We start from the raw sequence: 18,747 nt of genomic DNA, 5'->3' as shown, positions 1-18,747 counted from the left end.
TCAGCATGCTGGGCCGTCCGTGCACGGTGGCGGTGGTCTAAATCCATTTGGGGAAAGGGGGGGCCTCGCCCTGTTCAGGATTTGTGCAACAGCGCCATCACCGAGCGGTACCGCAAGCACGCCTTCTCGGAAGCCTGCTATTACCTTTGGCGCAACAAATTCGACGGAATGAAGTCTCAGAGGCCAAGCGTCTCAAGGAGCTGGAGACAGAGAATGCGCGCCTGAAGAAACTCCTCGCCGAGACCATGCTCGAGAACGAGATTGCCAAAGAGGCTTTGCGAAAAAAGTGGTGAGCGCACCGTCACGGCGGGCGTTGGTGTGCAATCTCGTGAGCAAAGGGCTCAGCGAGCGTCGATCGCTGCGTCTGGCCGGCTGAGTCTCAGTTCATTCCGCTACCAGCCCGCCACGACCGCAATGCCCCCTTGAAAGCGAAGATCATCGCGCTCGCGCAACTGCACCGACGCTACGGCGCCGGTATGATCTATTTGAAGCTTCGACAGAGCGGCATGGAGGTCAATCACAAGCGAGTAGACCGGCTCTATGCTGAGGCGGGTCTCATCACAACAGCTGCATCATCGCCATGAAGTGATTAACGGAAACCAATATATACCAATGGCAAGTACGCATAAAGTTGCGAACATGCAGTTTCAGTAACCATAACCTTGCGAAATTTGGACGAAATTCGTTCAGTCAGAATGAACAGTCCTGCCCAGCAAGAAGCGAGATTGCCAGAACAGGTAGCACTGGCGAAGTGATTTGTTCAAGTTGCTTGAACAAAATGAGAAAGAGCTAGCTAGCGTCGGAACGATAACCCTGCGAATTTCGCAACATTATGGTTCCGATCACACAACGCTGAACCAGGAAGCAAATTCCTGCACTTGTCAGCAACCATGTTTTTGCACAAAACTATATCAATTTGGCACTCAGCCTAGTCATTTTAGATTCTGCTGTGCCCATTTTTTTGCACATTGTGCACATGTGACGCATATCGCTGCAGTTTGTGCCCAGGAGCGGCACTGTTGCATAAATCTTGGACAGGGCGAGCTACCCGGATTTGTACAACAAGGCCCATTAACTGCAAAGTGCCTAGCCATGTTCCCTTGCCTGCTAACGTTAGAATTCAACGACCTGCGCGGCATTTCGCGCAGGTCCGAGTCTCAATCGCTTCACGGCGTCAGAGAGTGCGCTTGACGCACTCGTGCTAGCACATCGTCAAAGCTTTCGTACTCACTCCCAGGCTGGATGTAAGGCTGAATCTTCTCAAACGCGGCTTTAGCCGCAGGCCGCGAGAGGTCCTTGAGATAAATCGCATTTGCGAGAAGCTCAGCACTGGCGCACCCCTTCCGAACGACACCGCTCAAGGTAAGCAGGGTGATCGGGATAATGAGTTTTTTACCAGCAGCGAGCGCCTCGGCCGCCATGATCCGGGTAGGGAGTCCTGCCACGAAAGCTAGGTCGGCGGCCAAGCGCACCGCAAAATGACGTGCTGTCTCGCAGGTCTTGATGTCCTTCTCCTCGGTCCCGATAGCGCGCTCGAGATCACAAAGCGGCTTGCCCGCCATCCACGCCTCGAGAAGCGCTTTGATTACTGGGAGGGCCTTCTTCGCCTTCTTCCTGTCACCTGCGAGAGCTCGGTAGTCGGTCCCGAACAGTCCTTCGATATCGTTCGGCCTGATCAGTTGGAGCAGCCATTCGGGCCGCTTCTCAATCCACCCGAATAGCGTCTGCACGCAATCGGACGAGTTCCCAGAAAACGCGCCAGTCTCCACAAGCGATGCCAGGCTTGCCACGATCTCATACGGTAGGCCAGCTGATGCAGCGACCCGCTCTAACCAAGTAAGCTCCTGCTTCGGAGCAAGCTCGGCGCGCCGCGCCAGAGCTGACGTGATGCGGCTTTCGATCCATGCGGCCTTGCCCTCTTGACGCTTGCGGTAAGCGGCGAAGGACCTGCGTATCATCGACTTGGCCGGTTCGTCTGGCGACTCACCATCACCGATGGGCAGTCGAGCGAGGAGGTATTCCTCGTTGCCTTCGTACAACCCGGAGTGGATACGGTCGAGCAGAGCCGTTAGTGGATCGTCAATCTTCAGGCACTGATCCGATTGGGAGAAAATTCCCTGCAGGGTCATCCAGTGGCTAGTAATGTTTTTCTTCTCGCCGTCGATATTGATGATCTTGCTCGGTACGACGAGCACGAAGCCCTGGCCGCCCTCACCTGCCCGGCCCGCCCTCCCCGCTGCATTGAGAAGTTCATGGGCATCAAGCTGCTTCAGCTTGTCGCCTTCGATGTCCCATCGGCTATCACCCGCAATTAGGACGATGTCGCTTGGAAGGTTCATCCCTTGCGCGAGTGTCGAAGTGGCAAAGAGCGCATTGATACCGTCACGCCTCTTGAACAGCGACTCATGCAGGAGACGTTCATGCTTGATAAGCCGCGCGTGGTGGCTAGCGGCGCCACCCTCCACCCGGCCTTTGGCGTCGAGCTTCAGGTAGCAATATTGCGGGCCGCCGAGCTCTTCCTCTACAAGCTTGCGCCACATTCGCTCTTCATCGGTGAGCGGAACCCGGCGCTTGGGCAGCAGCTCCCGAAAGTGCCGGACGGTGGACTCGGCAGCAACGGTGCTCTGCACGAATGTCAGCGTTTTTAAGCCGTCTTCGGCAGCCGCGGCGGCGATCGTGCCAGCGACCTTGTTACCGTTTGGCGTTAGGTACCAGTCCTTGGTCTGCTTGTTCGTACTCGTAGCGAACGCAATCGGCTCATTGAGCAAAGTCATCAGCGCATAGTCGCTACGCTTGCGAGTTGCCCAGGTCTGTTGAAGGCAGAAAAAGGCGAGAGGCTGCGCATCGAGCTGCGATTTCAGCTGTTTCGGGACGCCTTTTGTGGTAGCGACGGCCTGCTCGGTGCGAAGCAGATCCTCTAGTTCCGCTATCCGGTCAGCACTGTACGCAACGCATCCGCGCACCTGCCGAGTGGGTTTCCACGCGAGGTCTAGCGCCAAGCATGGGCGGCCCGTCAGCTCGGCAACCCATCCCGCAATTTCCTCTGCATTCTGCATCATCGCCGAAATTAGCAGGAGGTCAGCGTCAGGTGCCAAGTGCGTGAGGTTGAGGATACACAGCATCGAATCGATGCTGCGACGACTTCTGTCCGCCTCTCTCGGGTGCAGAAGGTGACATTCGTCGAACATTACCAGCCCTACATCCTTGAACGCCTCCGGCTGCAAGGATTGCAGCATAAGACATCGCTCGGGTGTGGTAACGATGATCTCCGGTAACTCAACCACGTCAGAGTAGGTAACCTCTTCGTCCATATCACCGAAGACGCTGAAGTCACTGAATGCATTCTGGAGCGTAAACGCCGTCTGATCGACGAGAGCCAAAGTCGGTGCGAGCACGACAGCCTTGCCGCCGCGGAGGAGAGAAGCGGCGATCTTGAGCTCGGCAAGCGTGGACTTTCCTCCTCCGGTCGGAAAGCTGACCGCTGCAGACACACCCTTCGTGAGATACCCCTCATCGAGCGCAGCGCGATGATTACGCCACAAATAAGGGCGCCTACTGGCGGCTCGGCGAATGACCCCCCACCATCGCTGCTTGTTGACACCAGAAGGCGCGCGCACGCGGCACAGGCTGGCAGAGGCCAGATCTCCCGAAATGGCGAGTAGCAGCTTCGCGACGTGGAGGGGCCCAGGAAAAACGCTGACAGCGCTCGGCACCTCCGCATCGAAATCGAAGACGCCTTCGATAGGCGCGATGCATAGGTCTATGACCTCGGTAAAGATTTCCTGCGCTCGGGACGTCTCAATCACATTGGGATCGTCCTTCGGCCGGGTAAGCAGCTCGCTCGCGAGCTGGATCACGCCGGCGTGCAACCGCCTCAGCAAGGCATCCACCGCTCGGCCCGGTCCACTTCGATCAGCCGGGCGGTCAAAGTCCTGGTCCCCCTCGCTGCCAGCGATCATTCCAAGCCGGCCGGCAGCAAGATCACCGATGGCCTTGATCAGCTGTGCTTCAGCCGAACGATCTTCCGCCTCGGAAACCAAGTGCTTTGCCATCTCGGCTGCATCGCTTTGCGAGTCCGCGATCAAGAATAGCAGGGTGCTGCAGATCTCAGGCGCCGCGCGGATCGCGTCGATGAAAGGCACACGCTTCTCGTCGCCATCTGACACAACCTCAGCCATCAGGCAGAGCTGGTGCGCAGCCCCAGCGACGAACGCCGCGGCCGCCCGATTGGTACGCTCGGGTGAGATGGCGACCAGAAGCTCCTGCGTGGCCGCCAGACGGCGCATCTGGTCGAGGAGCTCGGCCAAGGTCTCACTCCTGCCCTCCATATCGGTGACGCCGCGCAGCCGGACACGCGCAGCGACGATCTCAGCGAACGCATTGGTGAAACGACGGGGTAGCTCCTCAAGACTAAGTGAGCTTAGCGGCGGCGCCGCTCTGATCAGGTCGATCGTTACGGGATCAAACATCGTCCCTCCACGCGTTGATCTGTCTGATCGCCTTGGCCGCGAACTGCTCCATCCAATTCCGCAAATTAGGGATAGACATGGTTTCGGCCTGCCGACGCTTGCAGCCGCCGGGCGCCACCTTATCGAAGCCCTTGAAGAGCACCTCGCGCTCGTCGTCGTCATCGTGGCCGTCGTCGACAGTGACGGCCACGCGATAGTGCCGGGCTTCTTCCCACAAGATTGTCTCGACCGCCGCGTCGATATCCAGCTCTGGGAAACGCATCTGATGTGCCTCCAGAATCGCACCAGTCTCTTGGATAAGCTCGGGCATCCTCTCGCCTCGCTCCAGCGCCCTAATGCCCTTCCATACGTCGCCAGTGATTGTCGACCGTGGGTTCACAGTCGCCTTGTCCTCGAAGATCACGACAGCGGTAACCTTCTCGTTGGCTGCGTCCAGTTGGAGCTGCATGCCATCGAAGCCCTTGTGAGCAAGAATGGCGTGCGGCGCGCGCACGACGGCTCCAGCGTTGTTCCGATAGGCGGCAATCCACGAGATCGCCTGGAAAATCCAACCATCGCGGTGATATGGCTCCTTCTCCTCCGGGACAGTAAGGAGCTTGATAGCTTCTTTGGCAGTATCAGCACGTGTCGCAGGAGCTTTTTTGTCGATATTGGCGAGGATCGCAGCTACATGGCGCGACTGACCGAGCGCAAGATGCGCGACTTTACGAGCAAGGTCGTCCTCGTCAGCGATCACCCAACGAAAGCCGTGACAAAGTTTGCCGTGCGTCACCGGTGTTAGCGTCAGCGGCATCTTTGCCTGCCCTCCACCTGTTCAGTCCAAGACACGTTCATCTCCCGCTAATGTGCATGCAATTTTTACGTTACAGCGTGACCGACATAAGCGGCAGGCTGAACGGAGGAATTGATCTGACTGGTGCATCTCAATACTTGTAGCGAAAGGAGCCCGCTCGCATCGCTGGCACACCATTATCATTAAAGGGAATTTGCATGTCGGTACGTTGATCTAGGAAGGTCTCGGCGAAATACTTGAGTAGGCGAGACTCTCGCATAACCTCAATATCACCAGGCAGATGGTTGATGACTTCCTGGCTGGCAAGGACAATCAGCTTGGCCCGAGGGCGTGAAGACATAACATTGAATCGATTGAGCGACAGTAGGAACTCGTCCTCGTCCGCAATAGCGTCGGGATCGCCTAGAGCATAGCTAGCTATGATTACGTCGCGCTGCTGTCCCTGGAACCGCTCAACTGTATTGACAGCATTGCGGATCAGTTGGCCATCGTCGCCGAGGGACTCGAAAATAGCCTGCAGCTTGGAGACCACCAGCGCTTTATGAGCACGGTGCGGTGTAACCACACCGACCCCGTCTTCCCAGAAGCTTTTTGCGTTGTGCAATCCGGCCGTTTTAGCTTCCGGATCATTTTTGAGGCTTATATTCAAATGGCCACGTAGCAGCCATAACAACGCTGCGACGGTCTGTGCCTCGAAGTCATTCCACTGGCTGCTCCGGCCCTCGGGATATACAAATGCGGAAATCGGCTGAGATGGGTCGAGAAGCATAGTCAACTCATGACTGAAGGCAAGATGAGTCGGCCAATCCGTCGGACATGTTAGCGGGAAAGGAATGTTGGTTTCTATCCGTAAATCGCGAAATTTTGATGCGAGTGCCGGAGGATAGCCGGCAAAGCGGCTAAGGCTAACAATCGTTTCGTTTGAGCGATAGTTCTCTAGCAATTTCTTCGGCTCGACCTGTCGGTAGTCGGCCACGAAGTCGTAAACCGACCCTACCAACTTCTCGAGACCGACCGGAGCATCAATCTGTTGGATCGGCGGCAGTTGTTTTGGATCGCCTACGACGATTACCGACCCTCTACCCGCAATGGGGGCTAGAGCTAGAACCGCATTCGCCATGTCCATCTGCGAGGCTTCGTCGATCAGGACTACGTCGAAGATTGGTTCAGCTGCATTCCCCTTGATACTTGCGAATCTGGTCACCTGCTGTGGGGTTGCTGACACGATGGCGCTGGTGGCACCAGAGATCAGCATGTCGTGTAAATCCCGAATAGCGGAGGATTTCGAGTCGTTTAGCAGGTTGATGTCTGCGGAGAGCCCTGGTGCATCTTCCTTCGCATTTGAACGGAGCCGGACAAGTCGCACCTTTCCTGTTACGGTCTCGCCAAGCTGGTGAATGCGTTCGAACATCCGAAGCACGACGTTGTCGGTGGCGTCATAGGTATTGCTAGTGACCAGAATACGAATAGCCCTTCCAGTAGAATGGGCATAGAGGAGCAAGCCAAGCAGGATCGCGCGAAGCGTTTGTGACTTCCCCGTTCCAGGAGGTCCCCAGATTAACGCAAGGCGCTTCACCATGGCCTCTTGGAGTGCCTCCCACTGGCTTGGATTTAGTTTGACCTCGTTCGCCTCAAGTAAGGTGCGGATCGTGGCAAAATCTCGGCCTGTAGGAGCCTGCGACAGCATCGTCGTATCCCACAGTACATCTGTCACGGGCACATACTTGCTTGCAGTCTTTGGGGTGCCCTTGCCGATCACCATTGCGGTAGATAAGCCGGCGCTGATCGCAAGCGGCGGGTTCCCGATTGCTTTTAGCGCTGTCTCCAGTCTACCGGTGAGGAAGTCACGCACCTGCTTATCCAGAACCACATCCGTGGTGAGATCGAGGGTGTGCTCAATTTGTCGGAGGAACGCGTCAACTCGTGGATCAAAGGAAATCGCGACCAATAAGTTCTCACGGTCAATCGCCAGTAGTTGGGTTCCGGTCAATGTCGCAGCATTTCCGAATTCGCCAATCCACGATGGGAAATCGATCGGTAGCGAAGTTCCTCCAATTAGGTCCCGCACCTGCTTAGTGTGAAAGTCAGCCATCGATGCAGGCGATATCGCGCATAGAAAATCGCCAGACTCGAACTTCGCCTCGCGAGAATTAGGCCCTAGCCGGTAAATCCGCACGCCAGGACGCATCGCGATGTCGAGCGACGCTGCTGCCTCTTTGAACTCAAACCCAGTGAGTTCGATTTCAAGGCGTGCCGCCAGATAGCGAGCCTCTCTCTCATGGACTGGCGTAGCCATAGAGATGCTGTGCTCAAGGGCGGCAACCTGTGCGTTAAGCCGGGCGTACGCATACCAGATCTGTCCATCAGCACTCACACCGCGCAGCATCGACGGAGCCTTGATGTCAGAGATCTTTGGAGCACGGCTTCGCAAAGAGCCTTTTAAATCTTCACGAAGCCGGCGAACGATAGAGGCAGTCGCCCAGAGCTTTGTCGTAACTGTCGACCGGAGCTGCCCAACTTGTTGGCTCCATGGCCTTGGAGCCCCCATTCTGGTCCAGATCTCGTGTGCACGTTCGGATGGTACCTGGTCCGAGAGTGGGTCCTCAAATATGGTAGCCACATGGAAGTCGATAGGCTTCGCGGCAGGCCTATATTGTCGGGCTAGCTCGAGCAGCGAGTAATAGTGAGGGATTGGTGCAGCAACAAGTGCTTGGACGGCGTTCCGTACAATCGTGATTGGGGCATTGGCGGATCGAAGCTTCGCGTTCTCAATGATCTCTTCGGCAGGGAATAGCCAGGCGAGCTTCTTAAGGTTGCTGTCCGCGAGCACGTGCTGCAAATTGCGTCCGATAACCCGGATGATGTGCTCGTAGGTAACGCTGTCCCAGATGTAGATCTGGACAGTTGCGCTAGGGTCCGCCTTGGTCGCGTCCGTCAATGCCTTGTCGATGTACGTAAGGAAATTGAGGAACTCGCGTGTTTCAGTCTGAGGACTCCGCGTGTCGTTGACAAAAACCTGCGAATTCACCTTTTCGCTCTGGCCGTTGATATACGAGAAGCCACCAACGCCGAAAGCAAGTGTCAGGCCACTGCCTACATCAAAGTCGGCAGAGAGATAGAGACTTAGGTCTGACCAGCTAGGGATGACGGCGGAGGTGCCAGAGTTACTTGGAATGCGGCTGACACCACCCGCCAGTGCCTGTGCCCGCCCTGCGACCACGGTCCTCGTAGCTCGCAACTTGGGGTGACAATCAAAGGCGGCATGATCGGACGGCAGGGTCGATAGCGACTGGGCCGTGATAAGGTTGATGTCGCCAAGTGCGCGGCGTGCCCCCTTAGGTAAGAAGGCAATCGAGCTCAAATGTCCGTCTGCTGCCGCACGCGGCATGCAGTGATCAGGATGGGGAACAACAGAGGGGTTCCAGCTGTATCCTAAATACTCGCAGCCACTGCACACCGTGCCGACGTGATAATCCAGATTTTTCCAAGGCGTCGCCAAAACGTCGCGGAGCTCCGTGCTAAAGAAGTAACGTAGCCGGGGAGAGAACACATCGATCTCAAGAGTTTCGATATCCTCGGCAAGCGCAGAGCGGAGCTCGTTTGTCGTTGGCACGGTAGCGATCTTACGCTTCTCCTCCTGCAACCGTACGATTGCAGCCGCTTCGTGCGAACCAGGCCATATCGCGGCCTCCGCCACCACTGCGTAGTGATCGGCGAAATTATTGTCATGCAACCATCCCGCCAAAGCCAGCGAATAGTAGGTGATCTCCGCGAAATACGAAGCGCTCGGCTCAGCTGTCATCTTAATGTCGATGACACGCAGACCAACGCGTCCATCGGGATCGTGCACGGAGCCGTCTGCCTCCACGATGCGTCCGACATCTTGGGGAGCCAGCACTTGGATGAGATCAGGAATGAGCTTACCGAATTCAAGGCCGTACATTGAGACCATCGCATCGATGCCCATGGCAACCTTGAATCTCTGTTTGACATCGAATGCAGGTCGGATCAGGAATGCTCCCGGCAGGGCCTTTGGCATTACATCGATCAGCTGCTGGTCCTGAAATTCACCGTTTGTCTTGGTGCCGATTACGGCGCTGCCCCCGAAGGTCGTTTCGAGATCTTGGAGCTTTTCTTGCTCCCAACGGCTACCTTCCTCAGCGAGAGCCCTAAAACCTGCTCTCCCCACCGCTTTGGGTGGCATGCCGAGTGCGCTTCGCTCCGGCTCGTAGGCTCTGTTGTGCGGATAAAGTAGCAGCGCAAGCTGACGAAGGCAGTTGGTGCGGAAGTAATTGCTGACGACCCGCTTGTTTAAATATGGCACTGACATTCCTTTCCCAGTTACGGGATTGTAAGATCAGCGTAAAGCATCCTCAAGCGATATGGCATATTTTTGATTGCTTCTTTTCGTCTTCGGAAGCGCCCGGCCAACAAGAAACGCTCTTCTCAATGCGACCGCATCGATATCGTTGAAGGGGATTGCCAGCATGCCGTACCTCTCTCGCCAGTCGACCACGGCCTGATCAGCGTCGCTTATGTCGTCAGGCCTGACGGTGAGTTTCGTGATCGGAGCCCGGCGCCCAGGCCTGAGGATGAAAATGGCATCCCATAAACCACGTATTCCCTGGCCATGCAGCCCCATTCCGACTTCACCCGGCATAGGTAGAACGCGGGTGACATGTAAATCTGTCGTCGCAATTGCCTCGGCAAGTGCGTGCCATGCAGAGGCCTCGGTGTGCCTGTAGCTGAACGCCACAATACCCCTAGGTCGGAGAACGCGCGCCATCTCCTGAAAGGCCTCCCCGAGTCCAGATGTGAATTTTTGGACACTATCAGGCTGATGCTTGCATGCAACGAGGCTCTCGTCTGTTACCTCAGCGCGGTCTAGATCTGCGATGATGCCGAGAGCTTTCAGCCAGGGAGCAAAAAACTGCGCCAGCTCGGAGTAGGCTATGTTGTCGAAATACGGAGGATCCGTCATGACAACGTCAACTGACGAATTGGCAAGAAAGGTAAGTTCGCGGGCGCTGCCGAGGTGGACAGCTCCCTTTCGCGTCGCCGAAATCGTATCAACGGATACAAACTCGCCATTCCCGGCTGGCTCCTTAGGGGCCCGTGCATAAGCTGCCGCTTGCTCAAGCTTCCGGATGGTATTAGGAAAACCACCGCGACCTGTGCGCTCAATCCATGGGTTCAATTCCACTGGCCGCTGGATATGACGAAACGCTCTAAGCGAGAAGAGCGGGGTCAACCGGCGCCATCCATGCGCATAGGAGGCCATCATGCAATTAGTAGTGAGATGGTCGCTAAACGCCATGGCGATCGCTGAGCGCACCGGCTCCTCAAGTGCACGGATCTCCTTCATGAGTATCGCGAGATGTAGAAGCTGACGGTCGTTGAACAGATCGGTCCAATATCGATAACCGTAAGAAACGAGCCTATCGTCCGACCAGCCTTCTGCCTCAATGGCATCCCTAGGCAGCTCTAACGTTCCGTCAGATAGACCAAGTGCAAGGGCGGCCGATGCAGCATCGTACTGTCTCCGGTCCTCATCTGTGGCTCTGCGTAGTGTTCGCTTTGATATTGGAACCACTCGCCGGTCCTCGGCTCTGCAGACCGTCTCAACTGCGAACAGCCGCCATTCAGGTGCCCCCTCCCGACGTCCGCGTTCTATCAGGGGTTCGGCATGCTCGCACTCCGGGCAGACCGCACGGCCACCCGCACCTGGGCCCACATTACACACCGTATGGGTGCCACAGCATGGACAATCAAATTCTGGAGTCCCAGAGGGAAGCGTAACGATTTCGTCGCACTGCGAACAGATGGCGTAACGAGCCTTCCCATCATCGGACAGGATGTAGTGTGGGTGGGCATCGAACCCTGTCTCGCACGAAACACACTTCACATGTTGCACCCAAAAGTGGTGCAGGATGAGGTCATCGCCCGATCTGTGAAACTCAGTCACTCGCTCCCCGACCCGCTTTTTTAGCGTCTCGAATGCAGAACGAAGATCCGGTATGTCGGCTGCGCCGAGTTCGAGCTGGCTCACGGCGCAGGCGACCGGATCGACGTCGCATCCATAAGCAGTTGCCCCCAGGCGAGAGGCTTCAAACACGGAGGTTCCTCCGCCAACAAACGGATCCAGAACCGTTATGCCTCGAAGGTCCGCGTCGCCATAGTAGAGTGCTTCAAAGTCTGAGCCTGGGGCATTAGTTACTCCGAGGAGAAGGCTACGGAAGACCGACGGTAGTCGTCGGGCAAACCACTTATGTGCGGTGTAAATCGGTCTCGGACGACGTCCGTCTCGCATCGCAAAGCGGACGAGTGTGTCAGCCGGAATCTCTCCAGCCTCGGCGAGCGAAACCGATGGGATGGATGGTCGACTCTTTTTTGACCGCGTGGAGGCTGGGGAGACGTCCCGAACGTTAATCTTACTCACCGAAATCTACCCATAATCAATAAACTATATGTCCAAGCCTGGTTTATAAAGCATCGTTGTAGCTCGACAAAGCAGGAGATGATCAGGTCTATACGAACGCTGTACCAGATTGTGCAAAACATAGCATTTTAGCCTTGCAAGCACTGCTAGGTCATCCTGTTCATCTGCGATGCCGACATCTGTCCCGCAAGGGTTGGCTACAATCATCGCCACGTTAAGAATGACAGCACCCCAGAGGCCAATGAATATGTGGTTAGTAAAATCGACCACTTGTACCGGCCTAGCTAACAGGGATTCTCAGCGGTCACCACCTAGCGATGCCTTGCTCTCTTGCATTAAATTTTTGGTAAAAATGCAAAAAACTCCATAGTTTTTCCGAATAAATAATGCGATTGCAGCAGCAATATTAGATTTATCGCTTTCACATCCCGGCTCAATATCCATAACGCATAAAAAATAGTATATTGCAGAAGGTGGTAAGCTGATAGTCAGGATTGCAAATCCGTGGCAGGTGAAAGTCACCCCCTACACCATGTAGCAGCAACTTAATTGGAATCAAAGTCTATGCTCGTATTTGTTGATGCAGAATTCACTGATTTCATTCAAATTGATTTGATTGCTATCGCGCTAGTGACCGAAGATAGTCATGAGTTCTATGCCGAGCGCAATGACTACCGCCGAGAGGATTGCAACGATCTTGTGCGCGCCAATGTTCTTCCGTTGTTGGGCCGAGTGGAGGATGCTAATTGTACAGCACAAGAATTGACACTACGTCTGCACGCCTGGTTTGCGTCGCTCGGCCAGTCAGTAACCTTGGTATTTGATTACGCATCTGATTGGACTCTCCTTGCCGATGCCCTTCAAGGGGAGGATGGCCAATCATTACCCAGTAACATTGCGGAAAAGTGGCTGCTGACACCTGAAGTCATCAGTGATTCGACCTTTCCGCAATCAATGTCATCAGCATACAGTGCAGAGTGGCCTCCACATCATGCATTGGCAGATGCCCGTGCATTACGGTCCGGCTTCTTATCATGGAAGCTTGCTAGGTCAGCCTAGTCAGACACAAGTACTTTTTAACCGCTCCGGTTGATCTACTTGATCTGCCCAACATCATTCATATCGAAGTGCTCCTCAAGCCTCCTTCAAGCACTAAAACACTGCGAATAGTACTCAGCAACAACTAGCTAATCTGCTTCTTCGCTTTCAGCATCTCCAGCTTCTTGTCTTGCCGCTCCTTAGCGCGCCGCTTTTTCTCCGCAACTTCTTCTTGAAGCAAGATCCGGCGGGCATCTTCTGTTTTACAAAACCCCAGTTGGATCAGAACTTGAAGCTTGGCAAGCGGGCTCAGGTTCAGGCGTCCGCTACGGCACTCACTTAAAGTACTGGGGGCAATGCCAAGAAAGTCCGCCAGTTGCCGATCTTCAGCAAACTCAAGCTCCACTTTGATCGAGTCGATCACCGGGATCCACTCAATGATAGGGACGGTTTTTTCATCTGCCTTGATGAAACTCTTCGCATCGAGCATACTTCTAATTTGCGAATTCATAAGTCAATTCCAAAAAATAAATTCTATTCAGAATTCAGTATAACACGTATGTATACGTTGTTTGTATTTTCTGTTCGAATTTACGAAACAGTAACCCACAAGGCATGCCGATGAACTAATAGACAACCGAGCAGGAGAAGCAAGAACGGCCTCGTCATGAGGCCGTAGAGAGTTAAGTGTCGACTTTGCGGGAAGACGCTTCGATTCTCGGACAGCGACCGTAGTGTGTCAACACGGCGATGTAGGCTTTTTGCCATTAATTCTTGCCTTCTGCTCGATTGGGATTATGAGGATTAATACCATGCTGTCTGAAGATGAGATCGAACAGCTGTTCGACAAATTCAATATCCCCCTCCTAGGACGAAACCGTATTCGCTGGATACGTGAGAATGCCCCCGTACGACGTGTCTATGGCGGTGGTGTCAGTCAAACAATTCGCTATTGCGGGCGAAAAATGAACTTTGTCATCGAGGCTGAGGCCCTGAGGACAGAGTTCGCTACGATTGTGTCATTCGATCATAGCCAAGACATTCTTGAGTTTTATCACCAACCGTGCCGGTTAAATATCATCTGGGACAAAGCGAATGGTCGCCGAGTGGCGACAAGCATCACACCAGATCTGTTTTGCATTAGCCAATCAGGTTTCTATTTTGTCGAATGCAAAACCGACCAACACCTATTTGAACTAAATGAAAAAGATCCGGTGCGATTTATTTTGAGTGACAATGGAAAGTGGCGCTCTCCTCCCGCAGAATTGGCAGCTCGCGAATTTGGCTGCGATTTCATTATCAGACCTTCATCCGAGAATAATTGGGTTCTAATCGAGAATTTAGAGCTCCTCAAAGATTATTATATTCACCCATTTGAATCAAATGATGCTGAGTTGCAGAAGCTCCGTGAATTTTTCTCACTCAATCCATGGGGATCAATTCATGAGTTGATAAAAATCGTCGATGCCGATGTTGTTTACAACTCCATCGTCACAAAAGAGTTTATTTTTGATTTAAATAATAGTCATCTGAAAGAAGTAGAAGATGCATATTTATTTCGAGATGAGATAAGCGCACAAGCCTTCAAAATATATATTGAATCCAAATCAATATCACCAAGCTTACCTGCAGGCATTGAACTTCGCCCTGGGTGTATGTTCATTTGGGATGGCAGATCATGGGAGGTAGTAAATGTTGGTGATGCCGGAGTGGCTGCAAGATGTGTAGATTCACAAGAATCCATATTACTGAACCTAACGTATGAGGAAATGGCTAGCTTAGCAAAATGTGGAAATATTAAATCTGTCAGACAGGATAATTCAGGTCCTCAGCATGATTTAATGAAGCAATGCTCTCCCAAAGATATTCAGAGCGCCTTATATCGTCATGAAATATTATTTGGCACTCCAGGAAAGAAAAATCCATACATTAACAAAAGCACAAGGGCGAAATTCTACTGGAAAGCACAATGGAGAAATGCGGAGATTAAGTATGGCTATGGCTTTATTGGATTAATGCCAAACAGAGATAAAACTCAAGGCAATCACAATAGAAAGATAGAAGAAGCTATTATTTATATCATTGAGAAACTATATCCTGATTGCTGGGCCAACGCAAAACAAAAATCTATCACCCATTTTTTAGGAGCTGTCGATAATGAGTGCGAGAAGCTTGGACTGTCAAAGATATGCACAAAAACATTAAGAGCTCAAATAAAAAGAATTCAAACCGTAAAAGATGTGGAGAAAAGAGAAGGACGTAAACGTGCATATCAATCAGAGGTCATCCAGTACTGGTATATAGGGTATGAAACTCCAGCTCATGGCACTCATCCATTTCATATTGCTCATATCGATCACTCCCCCTTTGATGTACGGCTCATCAATTCCAAATCTGATTCAAACGTAAAGACTGGCACTCTATCACTACTGATTGACGCGTATTCAAGGAAAATACTTGCATGGTACTTTAGTTTTGACAAACCAAGTCATCGCAGCTGCATGATGGTATTACGCGACTGCGTACGACGACATGGAAGACTACCCCAAAGAATTGTTTCTGATGGCGGGGCTGAGTTTCAGTCGAGTTACTATGAGCAGTTAATGGCTATTTATTACATAGACAAGCAATCTAGAAAGGTTGGAAAGCCACGTGATGGCGCAATCATCGAGCGTATGTTCCGTTTAACCAGAGATCAATTTGCAAATGCCTTACTAGGCAATACACAGGCTGAGCGGCATATACGTCAAGTATCTCCCGAGGCAAACCCAATAAAATTGGCCAATTGGACATTGGAAAGGCTGACGATACGATTGGAAGAATACTTTGAAACCTATCACCAAAATTTTCATTCAACACTTGGCTGCACGCCAAATCAAAAATTTTTGGAAGGCATGAGAATTTATGGAGCCCGCAAGAACGTATTGATTAGTTACGATAAGAATTTCATTATTACGACGATGCCAACAACTTCAAAAGGTGATGCAAAGATAACCAATAGAGGAGTCAAGATAAATTACATATTTTATAACTCTGTTGCGTTAGATCGTTACTCTCTCATCAACTCAAGGGCTCCTGTCAGATATGACCCGTGGGATGGTGGTCATGCTTATGTATATTGCAACAATGAATGGGTTGAGTGTTTTAGCGAATATTACAAAGCATTCAAAGGCATGAGTGCAAAGAAAATAGCCATAGCTACTGAATGCTTGCGACAAAAACATAGGATGGCGGGCAAAGAATATGGAATTACTGCGCAGCGCATTGCTGATTTTTTATCTTCAGTCGAAGAAGAAGAAAAGCTCGCTATGCAAACCATGCACGACTCTGAGGTGCAAGCAATGAACTCTAAAATTAACCAGAACTTGCTTGTGTCAAATGCAGAAGGAGAAGCAGTAGACGTTGATAACAAAGTCAATAAAAGCTGGACACCTAAAATTCTAGATACCTTCTGATAGATGGCTACCATGCTTAGAAAAGAATCACTATCTGCACTGGAAGATTTTAAAAAAGTCCGCGCTAAACATGAAAAGCTCAAAGAGCTTTTTGATCGACTTGAAGAAGTCCCGCTTCCATCATCGCAAGGGAAGATTTTTGCTGTGGTTGGCGCCACTGGTGCTGGTAAGTCAACGGCGGTAGGTCATTTTTTTGATTCTTATAATCAACGATTTCTTGATGACATGATACAAAACCCAGGCTTTATACCAACTGTGCTAGCCACACTGCCAACGGGGTTCAAGGGAGAGTTTGATTGGAAGGATGCTCTACAGCGTTTGCTAGCCGTGTTTTTCGAACCTTTGATAAGTAAAAAAATTCTACCAAGGATAGTTGTGAATCTAGACGGAGAAAAAATTGAGAACGTTCATAAACTTGTGACATCCGCACTGGCACGAGCATTCAAAAATGGACTGCTTGAGCGTGAGACTCACTTTGTGGGGATCGATGAGGCATCAAGTATTTTCGCAACCAAAAACGATAGAAGCTACAAATATCAATTCGAAATTTTGAAAAGTATTGTTAATGACTGGGGACGACCATTAATTTTATCAGGCGCCTATGATTTACTAAAAATTGAAGATTTTAATTCGCAACTAATACGCAGAACGAAAATAATTCATTTTGAGCGATATTATCCAAACGAATTAGAATCAGAAAGTAATAAGTATGGCCAGTCGTTCGTAAACGTGACACATACTTTTTTCAAATCAATGAAAATTCCTATCCACGATGATGTGTGCGTAAACTATCCCTACCTGATGAAAATGAGTCTAGGATCTGTCGGCTTATTAAAAGACTGGTGCATGCGCGCTTTGGAGCTTGCTTTTATTTCAAAAATGGAGCCAATAATCGACATGGGCATCATGAATAAAACAGCGCTCCCTATTCGTCAGTTAATAAAGATAGAGAAGGAAAATCAATGGGGTGAAAAGCTATTGAGTGATGAATCTGAAGAGGACTTGACTAATCTCATGGGATTTAACAAGGCAAGTGATAATTATAAAAATGATAGGATGAATGGGGAAAATAAGAAATCACGCAAACCTGGAAGACGAAACCCATCTCGTGATTCCGTCGGAGACTTATAATGTTTCAACCAGAAATTTTATCGCTGCTAGATGAGTCCCCCCCACTCCCCGCAAGGTCACGGCTTATGCCCATGAAACCTATGAATGATACTTTACCCATTCAAGAATCATTATCAAGCTATTTTGTAAGATTGGCTAGAAAACACTCCTGTTCACCGATGACATTATTGAGAAACGAAGTTCTGGCATGGACAAAAATAAAATATAGCAGAGAAGCCTCTTCCAGGTTCACATCGAATTATATTAGAACTATGAATGGGGTAAGTTTTTACGCCAAAGAGCTAGCAGAAGCCTTAAATAATCTAACAGGACAATCCGAGTTAGATAGATGTAGCTTTCTCCCCTTGACGGAAGTTTTAGATCCTAGGGGGAATGGACTACTACATCATAGACCACATTGGTGTTCAGAATGCTTTCGTGATTGGCGGGCCTCAGGCAATGAGCCATATTTCCCATTAATATGGATGGCTGCACCAGTAAAGTTCTGTAAAACACACCAGTGCGCACTTTCAGACACGTGTCCTCACTGTGGACAAGCACAGCCTTTCTTACCTAAACACTCGTACCTTGATCACTGTTCACACTGCGGCAAATGGCTTAGCACATCTACTATAACCTACCTGAAAAATATCGATGATTTTTCTTTGTATCAATACAATTCAATCGAAGAGATGATTGTTAATGGTTGGCGTTGCTCGAGTCTATTAAACTCATCATCATTCATTAATTCAATTAAAGTCGTTGCAGGTGAGCTCTATAATGGTAGCATTTATGAAATGGAGCGTGAATTAGGATTCCCGAAAGGAACCGTATCCAACTGGTCAAAATCGAATGTTTCACCTTCTCTCCCTAACCTTCTTTCCTTCTCGTACAGCCTCGGAGTTTCTCCGTTAGAATTCATCACTTTGCTTGAAAATCAACACATCCATCCGAACATCGTCATGGATCATAGGAAGCAGGCAAGCAAACGTAAGGGTCTTTCAGTCGATGAATTCTCTCTGGTAAAGTCTGTTTTAGATAGCATAATTTCGTCTGGCATCTCAGAAAAATCTGTGCAATCAATCGCTAGAGATCTTGGCTATACTGTTACCTTATTACGATATTGGTTTAAAGAAGAGTGCCAAGCGATTTCACGCCTTTATAGGGAATACAAAAATAGCTGCCGAATAAAAAATGAACAAAAAGATATCGATGTAGTTAAGGATATTTTTAAAAGACTTACGGATAAAAAAACGAAAATCACAAATCGTATCCTACAAAATGAGCTTTCTTTTCACGGAGTTATTCTATCTCGTCCGCATGTTTTAGCTGCAGTAGAGGAAGAGCGAAAGAGAAGGTTACTTTTCCAAGCATTGACGATATGACTTGATGATTTCCCTTCTGGCCCCTCGTTAGCAATTCACGTGGTCACATGATAGGGGA

9 protein-coding genes and 1 pseudogene are annotated in these 18,747 nt (G+C 51.0%); 5 read left to right on the top strand and 5 right to left on the bottom strand.

Annotation, left to right across the window (positions count from 1 at the left end):
• Positions 1-45: 45 nt before the first annotated feature.
• Positions 46-557: pseudogene (locus tag C2I19_RS15845) on the top strand (transposase); the annotation flags it as partial.
• Positions 558-1,166: 609 nt separating this feature from the next.
• Here C2I19_RS15845 and C2I19_RS15840 read toward each other — a convergent pair.
• The 4 genes from C2I19_RS15840 to C2I19_RS15825 all read right to left on the bottom strand — a co-directional run bounded on the left by C2I19_RS15840 (position 1,167) and on the right by C2I19_RS15825 (position 10,627).
• Entirely contained in the window at positions 1,167-4,469 is a 3,303-nt protein-coding gene (locus C2I19_RS15840; protein WP_103903635.1) for a DEAD/DEAH box helicase, read from the bottom strand.
• A complete protein-coding gene (locus tag C2I19_RS15835) occupies positions 4,462-5,262 on the bottom strand; it encodes a hypothetical protein (protein ID WP_103903634.1) in 801 nt (266 codons plus the stop codon). The genes C2I19_RS15840 and C2I19_RS15835 overlap by 8 nt, the downstream gene beginning before the upstream one ends.
• Before the next feature lie 130 nt (positions 5,263-5,392).
• The gene (locus C2I19_RS15830) at positions 5,393-9,592 is read right to left on the bottom strand and encodes a DEAD/DEAH box helicase (RefSeq protein WP_103903633.1); all 4,200 of its coding nucleotides are present in this window, start codon (positions 9,590-9,592) and stop codon (positions 5,393-5,395) included.
• 27 nt (positions 9,593-9,619) lie between these two features.
• Entirely contained in the window at positions 9,620-10,627 is a 1,008-nt protein-coding gene (locus tag C2I19_RS15825) for a hypothetical protein (RefSeq protein ID WP_146056843.1), read from the bottom strand.
• A 1,638-nt stretch (positions 10,628-12,265) separates the two neighbouring features.
• Between C2I19_RS15825 and C2I19_RS15820 the strand changes: the two genes are divergently transcribed.
• Positions 12,266-12,760: a 3'-5' exoribonuclease gene (locus C2I19_RS15820; RefSeq protein ID WP_103903631.1), complete on the top strand. Its 495-nt coding sequence runs from the start codon at positions 12,266-12,268 to the stop codon at positions 12,758-12,760.
• A gap of 124 nt (positions 12,761-12,884) precedes the next feature.
• Here the strand turns inward: C2I19_RS15820 and C2I19_RS15815 are convergent, their stop codons facing one another.
• Complete coding sequence (locus C2I19_RS15815; RefSeq protein WP_103903630.1) at positions 12,885-13,250, bottom strand: hypothetical protein; 366 nt, start codon at positions 13,248-13,250, stop codon at positions 12,885-12,887.
• A gap of 301 nt (positions 13,251-13,551) precedes the next feature.
• On the opposite strand from C2I19_RS15815, the gene C2I19_RS15810 reads away from it, so the two are divergent.
• From C2I19_RS15810 to C2I19_RS15800, 3 genes are read left to right on the top strand one after another with little or no spacing between them, the layout of a single operon-like run.
• Positions 13,552-16,194 (top strand): TnsB C-terminal domain-containing protein, encoded by a 2,643-nt coding sequence (locus tag C2I19_RS15810; RefSeq protein WP_158253736.1) that lies wholly within the window; start codon positions 13,552-13,554, stop codon positions 16,192-16,194.
• A gap of 12 nt (positions 16,195-16,206) precedes the next feature.
• Positions 16,207-17,325 carry an AAA family ATPase gene (locus tag C2I19_RS15805; RefSeq protein WP_158253735.1) on the top strand — a complete coding sequence of 373 codons (1,119 nt, stop codon included), beginning with the start codon at positions 16,207-16,209 and terminating at the stop codon, positions 17,323-17,325.
• Positions 17,325-18,689: a TniQ family protein gene (locus C2I19_RS15800; protein WP_103903627.1), complete on the top strand. Its 1,365-nt coding sequence runs from the start codon at positions 17,325-17,327 to the stop codon at positions 18,687-18,689. Before C2I19_RS15805 ends, C2I19_RS15800 begins: the two co-directional genes overlap by 1 nt.
• The last annotated feature ends 58 nt before the right edge of the window (positions 18,690-18,747 follow it).

Origin of the sequence: Chromobacterium alticapitis, assembly GCF_002924365.1 — a bacterium.
In the GTDB taxonomy this organism is placed as follows: Bacteria; Pseudomonadota; Gammaproteobacteria; order Burkholderiales; family Chromobacteriaceae; genus Chromobacterium; species Chromobacterium alticapitis.
Note: the sequence above shows the minus strand (reverse complement) of the source record. Positions and strands in the feature narration are given on the sequence as shown.

Bases quoted from the DNA above. Each gene is read 5' to 3' on its own strand.
- C2I19_RS15815 (WP_103903630.1), bottom strand. From the start codon at position 13,250: ATGAATTCGCAAATTAGAAGTATGCTCGATGCGAAGAGTTTCATCAAG.
- C2I19_RS15840 (WP_103903635.1), bottom strand. From the start codon at position 4,469: ATGTTTGATCCCGTAACGATCGACCTGATCAGAGCGGCGCCGCCGCTA.
- C2I19_RS15820 (WP_103903631.1), top strand. From the start codon at position 12,266: ATGCTCGTATTTGTTGATGCAGAATTCACTGATTTCATTCAAATTGAT.
- C2I19_RS15825 (WP_146056843.1), bottom strand. From the start codon at position 10,627: ATGAAGGAGATCCGTGCACTTGAGGAGCCGGTGCGCTCAGCGATCGCC.
- C2I19_RS15835 (WP_103903634.1), bottom strand. From the start codon at position 5,262: ATGCCGCTGACGCTAACACCGGTGACGCACGGCAAACTTTGTCACGGC.
- C2I19_RS15810 (WP_158253736.1), top strand. From the start codon at position 13,552: ATGCTGTCTGAAGATGAGATCGAACAGCTGTTCGACAAATTCAATATC.
- C2I19_RS15830 (WP_103903633.1), bottom strand. From the start codon at position 9,592: ATGTCAGTGCCATATTTAAACAAGCGGGTCGTCAGCAATTACTTCCGC.
- C2I19_RS15800 (WP_103903627.1), top strand. From the start codon at position 17,325: ATGTTTCAACCAGAAATTTTATCGCTGCTAGATGAGTCCCCCCCACTC.
- C2I19_RS15805 (WP_158253735.1), top strand. From the start codon at position 16,207: ATGCTTAGAAAAGAATCACTATCTGCACTGGAAGATTTTAAAAAAGTC.